The organism is Paenibacillus sp. 32352, assembly GCF_002042965.1.
GTDB classification, from domain to species: domain Bacteria; phylum Bacillota; class Bacilli; order Paenibacillales; family NBRC-103111; genus Paenibacillus_S; species Paenibacillus_S vulneris.
This window is the reverse complement of sequence record NZ_MZNT01000024.1, coordinates 1-14,298: the sequence shown is the minus strand read 5'-3', so window position 1 is coordinate 14,298 and position 14,298 is coordinate 1. Positions and strand designations below refer to the sequence as shown.

21 protein-coding genes are annotated in these 14,298 nt (G+C 44.8%); 19 read left to right on the top strand and 2 right to left on the bottom strand.

The genetic code is table 11. The annotated features are described in order from the left end of the window. Window positions 1–66: 66 nt before the first annotated feature. The 16 genes from B1728_RS34595 to B1728_RS34520 all read left to right on the top strand — a co-directional run bounded on the left by B1728_RS34595 (window position 67) and on the right by B1728_RS34520 (window position 10,458). Window positions 67–720 (top strand): adenylate kinase, encoded by a 654-nt coding sequence (locus B1728_RS34595; RefSeq protein WP_079914967.1) that lies wholly within the window; start codon window positions 67–69, stop codon window positions 718–720. Next, complete coding sequence (gene map / locus B1728_RS34590; RefSeq protein WP_079914966.1) at window positions 717–1,466, top strand: type I methionyl aminopeptidase; 750 nt, start codon at window positions 717–719, stop codon at window positions 1,464–1,466. The genes B1728_RS34595 and map overlap by 4 nt, the downstream gene beginning before the upstream one ends. A gap of 8 nt (window positions 1,467–1,474) precedes the next feature. Continuing rightward, window positions 1,475–1,783, top strand: coding sequence for a KOW domain-containing RNA-binding protein (locus tag B1728_RS34585; protein WP_079914965.1), 309 nt, complete (start codon window positions 1,475–1,477; stop codon window positions 1,781–1,783). Window positions 1,784–1,785: 2 nt separating this feature from the next. Next, window positions 1,786–2,004: a translation initiation factor IF-1 gene (infA, locus tag B1728_RS34580; RefSeq protein ID WP_009676800.1), complete on the top strand. Its 219-nt coding sequence runs from the start codon at window positions 1,786–1,788 to the stop codon at window positions 2,002–2,004. Window positions 2,005–2,062: 58 nt separating this feature from the next. Beyond that, complete coding sequence (rpmJ, locus tag B1728_RS34575) at window positions 2,063–2,176, top strand: 50S ribosomal protein L36 (protein ID WP_003333770.1); 114 nt, start codon at window positions 2,063–2,065, stop codon at window positions 2,174–2,176. A 16-nt stretch (window positions 2,177–2,192) separates the two neighbouring features. After that, window positions 2,193–2,561, top strand: a complete 369-nt coding sequence (gene rpsM / locus B1728_RS34570; protein ID WP_079914964.1) for a 30S ribosomal protein S13 — start codon at window positions 2,193–2,195, stop codon at window positions 2,559–2,561. A 20-nt stretch (window positions 2,562–2,581) separates the two neighbouring features. Beyond that, complete coding sequence (gene rpsK / locus B1728_RS34565) at window positions 2,582–2,977, top strand: 30S ribosomal protein S11 (protein WP_013921137.1); 396 nt, start codon at window positions 2,582–2,584, stop codon at window positions 2,975–2,977. A 125-nt stretch (window positions 2,978–3,102) separates the two neighbouring features. Continuing rightward, on the top strand, window positions 3,103–4,047 hold the full coding sequence (locus B1728_RS34560) for a DNA-directed RNA polymerase subunit alpha (protein ID WP_079914963.1): 945 nt from the start codon (window positions 3,103–3,105) through the stop codon (window positions 4,045–4,047). Window positions 4,048–4,087: 40 nt separating this feature from the next. Further along, window positions 4,088–4,453, top strand: a complete 366-nt coding sequence (rplQ, locus tag B1728_RS34555; RefSeq protein WP_028552489.1) for a 50S ribosomal protein L17 — start codon at window positions 4,088–4,090, stop codon at window positions 4,451–4,453. 91 nt (window positions 4,454–4,544) lie between these two features. Further along, window positions 4,545–5,321 carry a tRNA pseudouridine(38-40) synthase TruA gene (gene truA / locus B1728_RS34550; RefSeq protein ID WP_079914962.1) on the top strand — a complete coding sequence of 259 codons (777 nt, stop codon included), beginning with the start codon at window positions 4,545–4,547 and terminating at the stop codon, window positions 5,319–5,321. Window positions 5,322–5,542: 221 nt separating this feature from the next. Further along, window positions 5,543–5,980: a 50S ribosomal protein L13 gene (gene rplM, locus B1728_RS34545; RefSeq protein ID WP_079914961.1), complete on the top strand. Its 438-nt coding sequence runs from the start codon at window positions 5,543–5,545 to the stop codon at window positions 5,978–5,980. Window positions 5,981–6,000: 20 nt separating this feature from the next. Further along, window positions 6,001–6,393, top strand: coding sequence for a 30S ribosomal protein S9 (rpsI, locus tag B1728_RS34540; protein WP_028552486.1), 393 nt, complete (start codon window positions 6,001–6,003; stop codon window positions 6,391–6,393). Between the two features lie 210 nt (window positions 6,394–6,603). Beyond that, window positions 6,604–7,296, top strand: coding sequence for a phosphoadenylyl-sulfate reductase (locus B1728_RS34535; protein WP_079914960.1), 693 nt, complete (start codon window positions 6,604–6,606; stop codon window positions 7,294–7,296). Window positions 7,297–7,313: 17 nt separating this feature from the next. Next, window positions 7,314–8,492 carry a sulfate adenylyltransferase gene (gene sat / locus B1728_RS34530; RefSeq protein ID WP_079914959.1) on the top strand — a complete coding sequence of 393 codons (1,179 nt, stop codon included), beginning with the start codon at window positions 7,314–7,316 and terminating at the stop codon, window positions 8,490–8,492. A 70-nt stretch (window positions 8,493–8,562) separates the two neighbouring features. Beyond that, entirely contained in the window at window positions 8,563–9,318 is a 756-nt protein-coding gene (cwlD, locus tag B1728_RS34525; RefSeq protein WP_079914958.1) for an N-acetylmuramoyl-L-alanine amidase CwlD, read from the top strand. Between the two features lie 57 nt (window positions 9,319–9,375). Beyond that, window positions 9,376–10,458: an Mrp/NBP35 family ATP-binding protein gene (locus B1728_RS34520; protein WP_079914957.1), complete on the top strand. Its 1,083-nt coding sequence runs from the start codon at window positions 9,376–9,378 to the stop codon at window positions 10,456–10,458. Between the two features lie 102 nt (window positions 10,459–10,560). On the opposite strand, the gene gerD is transcribed toward B1728_RS34520, so the two are convergent. Continuing rightward, the gene (gene gerD / locus B1728_RS36495) at window positions 10,561–11,286 is read right to left on the bottom strand and encodes a spore germination lipoprotein GerD (protein WP_179136323.1); all 726 of its coding nucleotides are present in this window, start codon (window positions 11,284–11,286) and stop codon (window positions 10,561–10,563) included. Between the two features lie 143 nt (window positions 11,287–11,429). Here gerD and B1728_RS34510 point away from each other — a divergent pair, with 143 nt between their 5' ends. After that, complete coding sequence (locus B1728_RS34510) at window positions 11,430–12,026, top strand: KinB-signaling pathway activation protein (RefSeq protein WP_079914955.1); 597 nt, start codon at window positions 11,430–11,432, stop codon at window positions 12,024–12,026. Window positions 12,027–12,052: 26 nt separating this feature from the next. Here B1728_RS34510 and pdaB read toward each other — a convergent pair whose 3' ends face one another. Continuing rightward, a complete protein-coding gene (pdaB, locus tag B1728_RS34505; RefSeq protein WP_079914954.1) occupies window positions 12,053–12,841 on the bottom strand; it encodes a polysaccharide deacetylase family sporulation protein PdaB in 789 nt (262 codons plus the stop codon). A 161-nt stretch (window positions 12,842–13,002) separates the two neighbouring features. Here pdaB and B1728_RS34500 point away from each other — a divergent pair, with 161 nt between their 5' ends. Together B1728_RS34500 and B1728_RS37140 are read left to right on the top strand one after the other, a co-directional pair. Beyond that, a complete protein-coding gene (locus tag B1728_RS34500; protein WP_079915014.1) occupies window positions 13,003–13,602 on the top strand; it encodes a stage II sporulation protein M in 600 nt (199 codons plus the stop codon). Window positions 13,603–13,783: 181 nt separating this feature from the next. Then, entirely contained in the window at window positions 13,784–14,002 is a 219-nt protein-coding gene (locus B1728_RS37140; RefSeq protein WP_028552477.1) for a hypothetical protein, read from the top strand. The last annotated feature ends 296 nt before the right edge of the window (window positions 14,003–14,298 follow it).

Here is a 14,298-nt window from a genome sequence, read left to right as displayed (position 1 = left end):
TATTTATTAGCTATCGGCACCTATTGTGCTGTTAGCATCGTTTGATGCGATGGGGAGGAAATCATTATGAACGTGATTTTTATGGGACCTCCTGGTGCAGGAAAAGGTACACAGGCGGAAGGAATCGTTAATGAGTTTCAAATCCCGCATATCTCGACCGGTGATGCTTTCCGCTTGGCAATGAAGCAGGAAACACCGCTTGGTTTGGAAGCAAAAAAATATGTGGATCAAGGTTTGCTCGTTCCGGATGAAATCACCATTGGTATCGTAAAGGAACGTCTGCAGCAGCCGGATTGCAATAAAGGCTTCTTGCTGGATGGTTTTCCAAGAACCATTTCTCAAGCTGAAGCACTGGATGACATCATGGCCTCTTTGGGCAGAAGCATAGACCATGTAATCAACTTAAAAGTAGACCGCAGTCTGCTTTTGGCTCGATTGACTGGTCGAAGAATCTGCAAGGCATGCGGAGCTACGTATCATATCTTGTTTAACCCTCCAGCACGTGAAAATGTGTGTGATAAATGTTCTGGCGAATTGTATCAAAGATCAGACGATACCGAAGAAAAAGTAGGCACCCGTCTTGATGAATACACGAGCAAAACAGCACCTCTATTGTCGTATTACCGTAACAAAGGAAACTTACGTGAGGTTAACGGCGAGCAAGAAATAAGTGCGGTTACTACACAAATCATTTCACTATTGCGAGGGCAAGCGGAATGATCATTTGTAAGTCTGCAGCTGAATTGGAATTAATGAGAGAAGCCGGCCGCATAGTGGCCGATACGCATCTTTTGTTGCAAAAGGCCATTCAGCCCGATATTACAACTAAAGAGCTGGATCAAATCGCAGAAGAATATATTCGCAGTCAGGGCGCTACCCCATCTTTTAAAGGCTATAACGGTTTTTCTGGCAGCATCTGTGCTTCAGTCAATGATGAATTGGTTCACGGCATACCCAGTGGGCGTAAGCTTAAAGATGGCGACATCATCAGCATTGATATCGGTGCAAACTACAAGGGATATCATGGTGACTCTGCTTGGACCTATGGAGTAGGGAATATTTCAGATACAGCCAAGAAGTTGTTGGAAGTAACCGAGAGATCTCTATATGCCGGTCTTGCGGAAGCCAAACCGGATGCGCGATTGTACACTATCTCTCACGCGATTCAAAAATGCGTCGAGAATGAAGGTTTTTCAATTGTTCGAGAGTATGTAGGACATGGTGTAGGTAGAGAGCTTCACGAAGAACCTCAAATTCCGAATTACGGCTTACCTGATCGAGGACCTCGATTGAAGCCTGGTATGGTATTAGCGATTGAGCCTATGGTCAATGTAGGGGAGCGATACGTCAAAACCCTAGAGGACAACTGGACAGTCGTTACAGTGGATGGCACACTGTGCGCGCATTTCGAGCATACCATTGCTATTACCCCGGATGGGTATGAAATACTCACTAAATCTCGGTAGGTGATAGAGTGGATTCGGTAAACATTCCACAGCTCGGACAACTCGTTAGGATCATTCGTGGTAAGGACTCCGGGAAGTACGCCGTTATAATCAGCGTCGAAGACCAACGATTCGTATGGATTGCCGACGGCGACAAACGGAAGTTCGACCAGCCTAAGAAGAAAAACTTGATTCATCTCGAGTTACTGCAAACAATCAGCAGCGAAGTAGTGGATAGCTTGAAAGAAAGCGGTCGTGTGACGAACGGAAAGTTACGCTTCGCACTAAAGAAGTACGTGGATCCAATGAATTCAGAAGCACATGAGAAAGGAGAATGACTGTGGCCAAAGAAGATGTAATTGAAGTTGAAGGTACAGTGATTGAACCTCTTCCGAATGCAATGTTTAAGGTGGAGCTTGAGAATGGTCATAAGATACTTGCTCATGTATCCGGAAAGATCAGAATGCACTTTATCCGGATCTTGCCTGGTGACAAAGTGACTGTGGAGCTTTCCCCTTATGATTTGACCAGAGGCCGTATAACCTATCGTTTTAAATAGATACGAGTTAGTCTTACGAAGTTAGTTTTCTTACGAAAACTCACAGGAGGTAATAAACATGAAGGTAAGACCATCGGTCAAACCGATCTGCGAAAAATGCAAAGTCATTCGCCGCAAAGGCAATGTAATGGTAATTTGCGAAAACCCTAAGCATAAACAAAAACAAGGATAAGGAGGTGCTCCTATAAATGGCACGTATTGCTGGTGTAGACTTGCCGCGTGACAAACGCGTAGTTATTGCTTTGACCTACATTTTCGGTATTGGCAGAACAACTTCCGAGAAAATTCTGGCTTCTACTGGTGTTGACGCATCGACTCGTGTTCGTGACCTGACTGAAGACGAAGTAAGTAAACTTCGCGATGCAATTGACAAAACCGTTAAGGTGGAAGGCGACCTTCGTCGTGAGATTGCTCTTAACATCAAACGCTTGATTGAGATCGGATGCTATCGTGGTGTTCGTCACCGCCGCGGCTTACCTGTTCGTGGTCAACGTACTAAAACTAACGCTCGTACGCGTAAAGGTCCTCGTCGTACTGTAGCTAACAAGAAAAAATAGTAAAGGAGGTTAACAATTAAATGGCTAAACCGAAAAAAGTTGTTCGTACAAAACGTCGTGATCGGAAAAATATCGACTCTGGAGTGGCACATATCCGCTCTACGTTTAACAATACGATTGTAACTATTACCGACCCGCACGGTAATGCAATTTCTTGGGCAAGTGCTGGTAACCTGGGCTTTAAAGGCTCGCGTAAAAGCACACCGTTCGCTGCACAAATGGCCGCTGAGTCCGCAGCTAAAGCAGCAATGGAACATGGTATGAAAGCCGTTGAAGTTATGGTTAAAGGTCCTGGCGCTGGTCGTGAAGCTGCGATTCGTTCGCTGCAAGCTGCAGGTTTGGAAGTTAACCTGATTAAAGACGTGACTCCAATTCCACATAACGGTTGCCGTCCTCCAAAACGTCGTCGTGTCTAATTCAGGATTGCAAAAGAGTGGTATAAATATCCAATAAGTGTGAATACTGTTTGGATAGGCATACTGCACGTTCTATGCGTCTTAAGTTATCCAGAGGGAAACGACGTTTTGAAGGAGGGTTATAAATGATCGAAATCGAAAAGCCGAAAATAGAAACCGTATCATTGAGTGAGGATGGCACTTACGGTAAGTTTGTTGTAGAGCCTCTTGAAAGAGGTTATGGAACGACCTTAGGGAACTCGCTTCGCAGAATCCTGTTGTCCTCTTTGCCGGGGGCAGCAGTGACTTCGGTTCAAATCGACGGAGTCCTGCACGAGTTCTCCACCGTACCTGGTGTCATGGAAGATGTTACGGAGATTATCCTTAACCTTAAAGGGCTATCGTTGAAGATTCATTCCGACGAGGAGAAAGTGTTGGAAATCGACGCAGAAGGTGAAGGGCCCGTTGTAGCCGGCGATATTCGTGGTGATAGCGATGTGGAGATCCTTAATCCGGATTTGCATATTGCTACGCTTGCCTCCGATGCACGTCTTCACATGCGAATTCATGCTAATCGGGGACGCGGATACGTTCAAGCGGATAAGAACAAGAAGGAAGATCAGCCAATCGGCGTAATTCCAATTGACTCGATCTATACTCCGATTACCCGTGTGAATTACAGCGTAGAGAACACTCGCGTCGGCCAAGTTACCAACTATGATAAACTAACCCTCGAAGTCTGGACCGATGGAAGTATTCGACCTGAAGAGGCCGTAAGCTTGGGCGCTAAAATTTTAACAGAGCATTTGATGCTGTTTGTCGGCTTGACCGATGAAGCTAAGGATGCCGAGATTATGGTGGAAAAAGAAGAAGATAAGAAAGAAAAAGTGCTCGAGATGACGATCGAAGAGCTGGATCTTTCTGTTCGTTCTTACAACTGCCTGAAGCGCGCAGGTATTAATACGGTTCAAGAATTGATTACGAAAACGGAAGAAGACATGATGAAGGTTCGTAATCTTGGACGTAAATCCCTTGAAGAGGTTCAAGAGAAGCTCGAAGAGCTTGGACTTGGTCTCCGAATGGAAGACTAAAACGTCAGGTTATAATTAAGCAGAAGGAGGTTGCACACAAATGGCATACCAAAAGTTGGGTCGTGATTCCAGCGCACGTAAAGCTCTTTTTCGTGACCTGGTAACCGACTTGTTCATACATGAGCGCATCCAAACTACTGAAGCTAAGGCTAAAGAGCTGCGCTCTATTGCAGAAAAACTAATTACGTTGGCAAAACGCGGAGATCTTCATGCTCGCCGTCAAGTTGCTTCCTTTGTTCGTCGTGAAGCAGCTAACGAAAATCAAGACGCGATCCAGAAGCTATTCTCTGAATTGGCTCCACGTTACGCTGAACGTCAAGGCGGTTACACCAGAATCTTGAAGCTGGGTCCTCGCCGCGGCGATGCAGCGCCAATGGTATATTTAGAATTAGTAGATCGTGCATAAAAAGGATGGGAAAGGGTGGACGGGATCTCTTGATTCTGATGAAACCCTTTTTTTTGTAGCCTAAGCTTGAACGGTTTAATGGAGGACGGCCGTGAGGAATATATGCATGACCGTCAGTTATGACGGGACAGCTTACAATGGTTTTCAAACACAGCCTAGCTTAAATACGATTCAGGACGTGCTGGAACAAGCCGTGCACTCTCTAACCGGAGAAAAGGTCAAATTGACTTCGTCGGGCAGGACGGACGCAGGGGTTCATGCGAGGGGTCAAGTTATTAATTTCTATACAGAATCGAAGATTCCTATCGAGAGATGGTGTATGGCGCTTAATACAAGACTACCTGATGATATTGTCGTAAGCGGCGCTAGAGAGGTAGATTTAGCTTTTCATGCGACCCGATCAGCTGTACAAAAGACGTATCGTTACTCCATCCGCTGCGGCCGTCATCCTGACCTGTTTAAACGTCATATGGAGTTTTACCATCCGACTGCTTTGAACACGGATGCTATGGCAGAAGGGCTCAAATGGTTAATCGGTACACATGACTTTACTTCCTTTTGCTCCGTCAGATCCACGAAATTGTCCCACGTCAGAACGTTATTCGACGCCAGGCTGGAATGTGAACCTGTGGACCCTCAGCTTCAATCGTTTACCATTCATATATATTTGACCGGCAACGGCTTTTTATACAATATGGTTCGAATCGTAGCAGGGACCTTGATCCAGGTGGGAGAAGGCAAACGTTCAAGTGAATCGATCCGCGACATTCTGGCAGCCCGCAACCGGGCTAAAGCCGGACCTACAGCTGTGCCTCATGGGCTTATGCTCTGGGAAGTATTATATAATCTAGATACAATCATTACTTGATTTGTCGCAGATTTTATAGTACAATATCACTTGGCGTTTCTTGATCGGCTATCCCACGGCCCCGGGTCAAGGAAAAGGCTAACCTTAATTTAACGATAACTATAAACGAATGATACAGATAGATTGATGATGGAATGGCAGATGTCTTCATGTTCATCACATGACTGTGTCGTTTCATCCAACTAGTAACGAAGTGAACAATTGTTTAGGAGGAACTATTCATGCGTACCACATATATGGCTAAGTCAAATGAAGTAGAGCGCAAATGGTACATCATTGACGCAACAGATAAAACTCTGGGCCGTCTTGCGAGCGAAGCTGCCAGCATTATCCGCGGTAAGCACAAACCGCAATTTACGCCTCATGTTGATACTGGGGATTTCGTAATCGTAATCAACGCAGAAAAAATCAGATTGACTGGTAAAAAGCTGCAAAACAAAATGTACTATCGCCACTCTTTGTACTCTGGCGGTTTGAAAGTAACATCCGCTCAAGATTTGCTTAATACAAAACCAGAACGTGTACTTGAATTCGCAATTCATGGCATGCTTCCAAAAAATCGCCTTGGCGATAGCATGAAAACAAAATTGAAAGTATATGCCGGTTCTGAGCATCCGCATCAAGCACAACAACCTGAAGTTTGGGAACTTCGCGGTTAATTTAAAGGGAGGGCTGTTTTGTGGCACAAGTTCAATATTATGGAACAGGTCGTCGTAAGCACTCGGTAGCTCGTGTACGTTTGGTACCAGGTGAAGGACGCATCATTATTAATAAACGTAACCTTGATGAGTATTTTGGTCTTGAGACTTTGAAGTTGATCGTTAAACAACCGCTTAACTTGACAGAAACATTGGGTAAATACGATGTTTTGGTTATTGCTAACGGCGGCGGTATTTCCGGACAAGCAGGAGCAATCCGTCACGGTATTTCCCGTGCATTGCTGAAAGCTGATCCTGAATTGCGTGGTTCCTTGAAAAAGGCAGGCTTCCTGACTCGTGACCCTCGTATGAAAGAGCGTAAAAAGTACGGCTTGAAAGCAGCTCGTCGCGCTCCTCAATTCTCCAAACGTTAATATCAAGCATTATCGCTTATACAAGAACCTTTTCACTATTTCGGTGGAAAGGTTTTTTTGTTTTTCGAATCACCTTTGCCTGGGCTCACCATATGATAGGTAATGGCCCAACAAAATTTTAAATTGACAAAAAGTCCCGTCGCGTTATAATGATATATAACAAAACACATTAATATACTCGGAATTAATACGATGAGAGGGTGGATAAATATGAATTTGTTTGAAAAAGAAAAATTAATTCAAGAGGCGGCAGAACAATTCGAGAATCAGTCCCCGGAAGCATTGATTGCCTGGGCCGTTGAGAAATTCCCTAACATCACTTTGGCCTGTAGCTTTGGGGCAGAGGACGTCGTATTAGTCGATATGCTCCAGAAGGTAAGCCCTAAGACAGATATTTTTTACTTGGATACTAACGTGCATTTCAAAGAGACTTACGAAACCCGCGATAGGCTGCAGCAGCATTATGGTGTTGAGTTCGTGCAGGTTCTTCCCAAGCTGACCTTAGCAGATCAGGCCGCTCAATTCGGTGACGAGCTCTGGAAAAGCAACCCTACGCAATGCTGCAACATCCGTAAGGTAGATCCTTTGTCGGATATTTTGAAAAACTATGATGCCTGGATTACGGGAATTCGCCGAGATCAAGCTCCAACAAGAGCAAACGCGAAGAAAGTGGAATACGATACGAAATTCGGCTTGGTGAAATTCAACCCTATTGCTTCCTGGACTTCTGAAGATGTATGGAATTATATCCGCAGTCATAATATTATTTATAATCCGCTGCATGACCGGAACTATCCAAGTATCGGATGCGAGCACTGCACACGTCAAGTAGCTGCAGGTGAAGATCCTCGTGCAGGACGCTGGTCCGGCTTTGAGAAAACGGAATGTGGCCTTCATAAATAAGGAGGTTTCACGAACCCATGGCTGAGACAATTCGTCCACATGGCGGCACATTAATTAACCGTGTCGCGGTAGGAGCCGAGAGAGAAGGACTATTGGAGCTGGCCAAGAACTTATACCCTATACAAATTAATGCATGGACGATTTCCGATCTTAATCTCATCGGTATTGGCGCTTTTTCACCACTCACAGGATTTCTTGGGAAAGAAGATTACGATTCTGTTGTAGAGAACATGCGTTTGGTAGATGGGACCGTTTGGAGCATCCCGATTACATTGTCTCTGGAGGATTACGTTGCGGATGAGATTAAAGTTGGGGAGCAAGTAGCTTTAGTAGGAGAGCAGGACGGTGTTATTTACGGTATTTTGGACGTTCAAAGCATTTATGAGGTCGATCAGAAGAACGAAGCAGTTAAGGTGTTTAAAACCGATGACGAAGCCCATCCGGGGGTTCAGAAGCTGCTGTCGCGGCCTTCCATCTATGCAGGCGGCCCGATCCGGGTATTGAATCGTCCTGAGCCGGGGCAATTTGCTGAGTTTTATTTTGATCCTGCGGAAACCCGTCGTATTTTCTCGGAAAAGGGCTGGAAAACCGTAGTTGGCTTCCAAACTAGAAATCCGGTTCACCGTGCCCATGAATATATCCAAAAAAGCGCTATGGAAATTGTCGATGCTCTGTTCTTGAACCCTCTCGTAGGTGAAACCAAATCGGATGATATCTCAGCTGATGTTCGCATGCGCAGCTATTTGGCGTTGCTGGAAAACTATTACCCAAAGGATCGTGTATTTCTAGGAGTATTTCCAGCCGCTATGCGCTATGCAGGGCCTCGTGAAGCCATCTTTCATGCAATGGTTCGTAAGAATTACGGCTGCACGCATTTCATTGTCGGTCGTGACCATGCCGGCGTAGGCGATTACTACGGTACTTATGAAGCACAAGAAATTTTCAGCAACTTCACAAGCGAAGAGCTGGGAATTACTCCATTGTTCTTCGAGCACAGCTTCTTCTGCACCAAGTGCGGCAATATGGCTTCCAGCAAAACATGTCCGCACGACAAATCGGAACATCTTCATTTGTCCGGAACAAAGGTAAGAGCTTTGCTGCGTAGCGGCCAATGTCCTCCTCCGCAATTTACACGCCCCGAGGTGGCGGAAATTTTGATAGAAGGTATGATGGAACAATTCGAACCAACCAATTGATAGCATATTTGTCCACCCTGTCCCATATAGATGATTAAGAGTCTATGGGGATGCGAGGTGGATTTTTTTTATGTTTAAGAGGAGGAAAAGGGTCGTCGTATGGTTGACCATGCACAGCAGCTTGAAACTGGTGATGTCTTTTTTGCTTGTACTACTAATGCTGTTTATGTTTACGTACGAGCTTCCTGCGACCAAAACATGGACATACTGGACGATGCCGCTTTCCGGGAAAAAAATTGCTCTGGACCCTGGCCACGGAGGACCTGATGGCGGCGCTGAGAGTAAGGACGGAATCATTGAAAAGGATATTAATCTGGCGATAACGATGTACCTTAGGGACTATTTGCAGGAAGCAGGCGCCATGGTCGTGATGACGAGAGAAAGCGATCAAGATTTGGCGGAACCATCGACCAAAGGGTACAGCAAGCGAAAGACAGAGGATTTGCTGGCTAGAGCACAATTTATTTCTCAACAAAAGGCTGATCTATTCGTCAGTATTCATTTGAATAGTATTCCTTCGGATAAATGGTCCGGGGCTCAAACATTTTATTATCCGAACCATCAGGATAACGGGTTGTTAGCGGCGTTAATCCAAGATGAAATCAAGAAAAACTTGAATAATACGGATCGTGTAGCGAAGCCGGTCGATAATGTCTATTTATTAAAGACGTTAAAAATCCCTAGTGCTTTGGTTGAGGTAGGCTTCTTATCGAATCCTTCAGAAGCGCAGCTGCTGAAATCTCCCGAATACCAGAAGAAAGTGGCGGCTTCGGTCTATCAAGGAATATTGCGGTATTACTCCGGCGAAAAAGTAGGTAACTTATAAAATTGTGATATAATAAAATGAAACCACAATTCTTATTTTCGGCTGGGGTGTGAAAACGTGCTAACCAAAGAACAATTAGTAGAGGCCGTTCGTCATCTGAAGGACCCGGAATTTCAGCTTAGCTTGGCTGAATTGCAGCTTATTAGAGATTTTCTTATCAAAGAAGATCGGGTATCTGCGACCGTGCTGCTGTCTAATGAGGACGAAGCTTATCGTACAAATATTCAAGAACAAATCACTGCCGCATTCCAGAAAGCCGGCGCTTCCGAGGTTCATCTTCGGTTTCGTCCTATGACGGAATATGACCGTAACGAGGCGGCTCGAAAGCAGCAGGAGCATGCATCGCAACCGGTTCAGGAAGCGGCGCCAGCTCGCAATATCCTGGACCCGGAATCGGGCGTTCACTTTATAGCAGTCGCAAGCGGTAAAGGCGGGGTCGGTAAATCGACCGTCACAGTGAATCTGGCTGTAGCCTTGGCGAGATTAGGGAAGAAAGTAGGTCTTATCGACGCCGATATTTACGGTTTCAGCGTTCCTGACATGATGGGGATTGAGGAAAGACCGCAATTGGTCGATAATCGTATCATTCCGGTGGAACGCTTCGGTGTTAAAGTGATTTCGATGGGCTTTTTTGTTGAAGAGAACACACCGGTAATTTGGCGTGGTCCGATGCTCGGTAAGATGCTGCGTAATTTCTTTCAGGAAGTCAGCTGGGGAGATGTAGACTATGTTCTACTTGATTTACCGCCAGGAACAGGCGATGTCGCCCTGGATGTTCACCAGATGATTCCACAAAGCAAAGAAATTATCGTTACGACACCGCATGCAACGGCCGCTTTTGTCGCTGCCAGAGCAGGAGCAATGGCTTTACACACGAATCATGATATCGTAGGCGTTGTTGAGAACATGTCTTATTACCAATGCAGCGCCTGTGGGCAAAAAGACTTTGTGTTCGGCAGAGGCGGAGGTGCCAAGCTGGCTGAGGAGCTTCACACCGAGCTGCTGACCCAAATCCCGTTGGGTGCACCGGACAATCATGTTGCAGAACCGGATTTTTCCCCATCCGTATACAAACCTGAGACAGAAACGGGCGCTTTATATTTGGAGATGGCCCAGAAGCTGATCAACAAAGTGGAATAAGATAAGGAGCTGCCCTAGGGCGGCTCCTTTTTTTAATATCTGTAACGTATGGGAGTCAGCTTCAACGCCGATGGAGTAATTGGACAAGGGAATTAGCCTCTACTACTTCTTACCACCCTGGCCGCCGCCGCCACCTCCGCCGCCACCGCCAGCACCACCGCCGCCTCCAGCACCGCCACCCTCTTGCTCTTTGGTTTTAGGCTGGGACTCCTCTTCCAGAACCTTCTTCATAAGGTTCATTAGCTCAAGTCGAAACAAGGGGCTTTGTAAAGATTCCTGCATCACCGTTTTCATTTGCTGTCTGTACTGAGGACCTTTCATGGAATCCATTAGCATTTTCTCAAAATCGGGGTTCTTCATTGCCTCAATCATAGACTTTTGATACTCAGGGTCTTTGATCAAATCCTTATGCAGCTGTTTATTTTCTTTTTGAATGGCTTTTGCGAATTGTCCGGCGAACTTGGGATCGGTCATGATCGATTGCAAAAACTTATTATTGCTCGTATCGGTTAACACGTCTTTAACGGCTAACTGAATTTGCTGAGCATCACCGGCAGAGAGCAGCTTCAATTGACCTTCGGACTGGATGCCCCCTCCGGAACCACCGCCTCCTTCACCTCCGCCACTGCTGCTTCCACTACCGCCGCCGCTTAATGCGGAAATGATTGCTTTTTTACCATCATCAGTTTTGAGGATGTCGAGCACCATAGTTTTTGTATCTTTATACCCGCCGCTTTGGGATTGTGAGGCTTGCTTATCGGATCCGCAGGATGTTAAAACCCAAATAATTAGAAGGAGGGAAACAGGGCGCAACCATCGCTTCATCATTACATAAGGCTCCTTTCCATATAAGAATTTGGCCTTAGTATTTGCCGTTAGAATAACTTTCACTCTGCTGATTTGTTGGCTTTTTTTTGTGAACGTTGGTACAATTAACTTCTGTACAGATGAAGCTGTGGGGGTAGAATTTCGTGACATTAAGAAAGTGGTTTTTTTTATTTTGGACGACACTAGTCATAGGTGCCATTAGTGCTTTAGTCATCGGAATTATTTTACAAATGAATGATCAGCAATTCAGCTTTTTAAACGGCAGCGCAGTGGGCTATAACGTTCTAACGATGCTGTTAGGCGGAGCCACAATAAGCGTACTGAGCCAGATGGGGTTCTTCGCCTATTTGATCATAAGATTTATTGCCATCGGAATTATAAGAAGCAAATGGATTTGGGACGTACTGCAAGTCATCCTGGTTATTATTGCATTAATTGATTTGGTCTATTTAAGGGATGCAGACGCTGGGGGAGATTGGCTCCCTTATACTATTCTTCCTATTTGCATGCTGGCCGTAGGTTTGGGCGTCGCTTATTGGAAAGTTCAATTGACCAACCGTAACGGTTTTATTCCCACACTGTTCTTTATGATTGTCGTGTCCGCAATGGAAGCCGTTCCTGCGTTAAGACTGGATACTGCTGCTTCCACAGTATTTATGATGGTGCCTTTGCTTGCAAGTAATGCATGGCAAATCCTGATCCTATCCAAAGTGCTACAAACAAACAAAGAGCCGGTGTAACGGCTCTTCATCATTTTGCCCTTATTCTAATGTATGGTCTTCATTGCTTGATCTTCAATGGGAGGCTTGTTGTCAACCTGAGTCTGCTTCAGCATCTCGCTGACCGTAACAAACTCGTAGCCCTTAGCTCTTAATTGATCAATAATGGCGGGAAGGGCTTCGTGGGTCTGTTTGCATGAATCACTGGCGTGCATCAGCACAATATCTCCAGGATGGGCTTTGGTTACAACCCGGTTAATAATATTGTCTACGCCTTTATTCATCCAGTCTAACGAATCCGTATCCCATTGGATAACCGTATAGTTAAGCTCGTTAGCGATCCGCAGCACCCGTTTGTCGAAATCTCCGTTCGGCAGACGGATCAGATTAGGAGTTTGTCCGGTTACGTCACGAAGGATCTGATGTGCGGTCGTGATTTGCGTCTTTATTTCCTCGTCTGTATTCAAGCTGCTATAATTAACATGCTTGTGACCATGACTGCCAATCTCCCAGCCGCCTTTAACAATATGGTTCACGATTTCCGGATGGTCCTTTGCCCAAGGAGAGGATAAGAAAAAGGTCGCTTTTTTGACTCCTTTGTCCTCAAGCACTTTCAAAATAGGTTCCGTTCGAGTATCGCCCCAACTAATATCGAAGGTTAAGGCAATGACTTTTTTATCGGTTTGTACACTGTAGATGGCCGCGGGCTCATTCTGCGAGAACACCGTGACATTATCGCGTTCGGAGTAAATAATGCCGATAGCAAAAATAACAGCAACTAAAATAATAAAAGATTGTTTCAGTTTTTTGCCGTTAACGACATAAAAATAGTTCACAAAATCCAGACCTCCTTTTGCCCAGTGTGGTAGGGGCTTGTATAAGCTGATTAGTAAAATGTATGCTCGGACAAGAAAGATATGCCAGGGCTCGTACCGCTTATTCAAAAAACATGCTAAATTCACATAGAAAATCATAGGGGGGAACGCCATTGAGGAACATGATGCTGCAATTTCGGCTGATGAAACATTATTTTATTGCTTCTGCCTTGGTTTTCGTTACAGGGATCGTACTGGGGGCGGGCTTCTCGGATCAATTTCATGCCTTCATTGAAGCGCAGCTGAAGGGATTGGAGCAGCTATCTCAATCTATTAACGGTAAACCTAATCAGCAGTGGTCGCTGTTTTGGCTGATATTTTGGAACAATGTATCGAAATCGCTGCTTATTATAGGGTTGGGGGCCTTTTTTGGCGTGCTGCCTTTGTTCTTCTTGTTATCGAATGGGCTGCTGCTAGGTTACGTTATGGCCGTCTCTGCTGAAAAGCAGTCTATCCTATACGTCATCAAAGCTATTCTGCCTCACGGTATTATTGAAATTCCTGCAATCGTTTTTGCATGTGCATTCGGATTGCGTTTAGGGGTGCTAGTTCTCAAGTCCTTAACGGCCCTTACAAGCCCTGCACGGTCCGGTAAATTCAAAGAGGAATTTCGGGGCTTTGCCAAGGCGCTGGTGCCCGTGTTCGTTATTATTGTAGTAACTTTGACAGCCGCGGCACTAATAGAGAGCACCTTTACGTATTGGCTTGTTAAACCGCAATAAAAAAATCAGCATAAAAATAACCAAATATGTGCATAACAGTAAAGCGTTAAAAATGCTTTCATTTCGTATGCATTGAAAAAACGCAATGGATTCTATACACAGAAGATGTTGCTTTCTTCAATGCATTTTTTGTTTGCTTCAACATGGAATATACACAAGCTGTGGAAGGGGTATTACGTCGATGCTCGGGTTTTTATTTAATGAAAGAGAGTGCAGGGAACTCGACTATGTGTTGAAAAAAGAGTTGGACGAAATGCTGTTTGATCTAAATGATAAACGGATTGATCCTGATATTAAAGGAGCTATTGAATCGCGGTATAGAGTCATCTTTAGAATGTATGCTCGGCTTGCATCCCCTAAAGAAATATCGAAATATGCAAGGAACCGAATGCATCATTAAAAAATACTTGACTTCGATTTGATTTGTATGTTATTTTATTACTCGTTCCTTCCGAGAAGTTCGATATGAAATAAAGCGGTAGGAACCCACAAAAAAAGTTTTTAAAAAAATGCTTGCAATTACGTAGGCGAATGTGGTATATTATAAGAGTCGCCGCTAAACACGGTGAACAAAATGACAAAACAGAAGTTACATGAAGTAATCAGGTTTTGTCGATATATTGTCCTTTGAAAACTGAACAACGAGTGAATGTTTTAACAGAGAATGAAAATTCTCGCTAGCATTGAATTTTGAGC

Coding starts and splice junctions, on each gene's coding strand:
- B1728_RS34595 (WP_079914967.1), top strand. CDS start 67: ATGAACGTGATTTTTATGGGACCTCCTGGTGCAGGAAAAGGTACACAG.
- map (WP_079914966.1), top strand. CDS start 717: ATGATCATTTGTAAGTCTGCAGCTGAATTGGAATTAATGAGAGAAGCC.
- rpmJ (WP_003333770.1), top strand. CDS start 2,063: ATGAAGGTAAGACCATCGGTCAAACCGATCTGCGAAAAATGCAAAGTC.
- rpsM (WP_079914964.1), top strand. CDS start 2,193: ATGGCACGTATTGCTGGTGTAGACTTGCCGCGTGACAAACGCGTAGTT.
- rpsK (WP_013921137.1), top strand. CDS start 2,582: ATGGCTAAACCGAAAAAAGTTGTTCGTACAAAACGTCGTGATCGGAAA.
- B1728_RS34560 (WP_079914963.1), top strand. CDS start 3,103: ATGATCGAAATCGAAAAGCCGAAAATAGAAACCGTATCATTGAGTGAG.
- rplQ (WP_028552489.1), top strand. CDS start 4,088: ATGGCATACCAAAAGTTGGGTCGTGATTCCAGCGCACGTAAAGCTCTT.
- rplM (WP_079914961.1), top strand. CDS start 5,543: ATGCGTACCACATATATGGCTAAGTCAAATGAAGTAGAGCGCAAATGG.
- B1728_RS34535 (WP_079914960.1), top strand. CDS start 6,604: ATGAATTTGTTTGAAAAAGAAAAATTAATTCAAGAGGCGGCAGAACAA.
- sat (WP_079914959.1), top strand. CDS start 7,314: ATGGCTGAGACAATTCGTCCACATGGCGGCACATTAATTAACCGTGTC.
- cwlD (WP_079914958.1), top strand. CDS start 8,563: ATGTTTAAGAGGAGGAAAAGGGTCGTCGTATGGTTGACCATGCACAGC.
- gerD (WP_179136323.1), bottom strand. CDS start 11,286: ATGATGAAGCGATGGTTGCGCCCTGTTTCCCTCCTTCTAATTATTTGG.
- B1728_RS34500 (WP_079915014.1), top strand. CDS start 13,003: ATGATGCTGCAATTTCGGCTGATGAAACATTATTTTATTGCTTCTGCC.
- B1728_RS37140 (WP_028552477.1), top strand. CDS start 13,784: ATGCTCGGGTTTTTATTTAATGAAAGAGAGTGCAGGGAACTCGACTAT.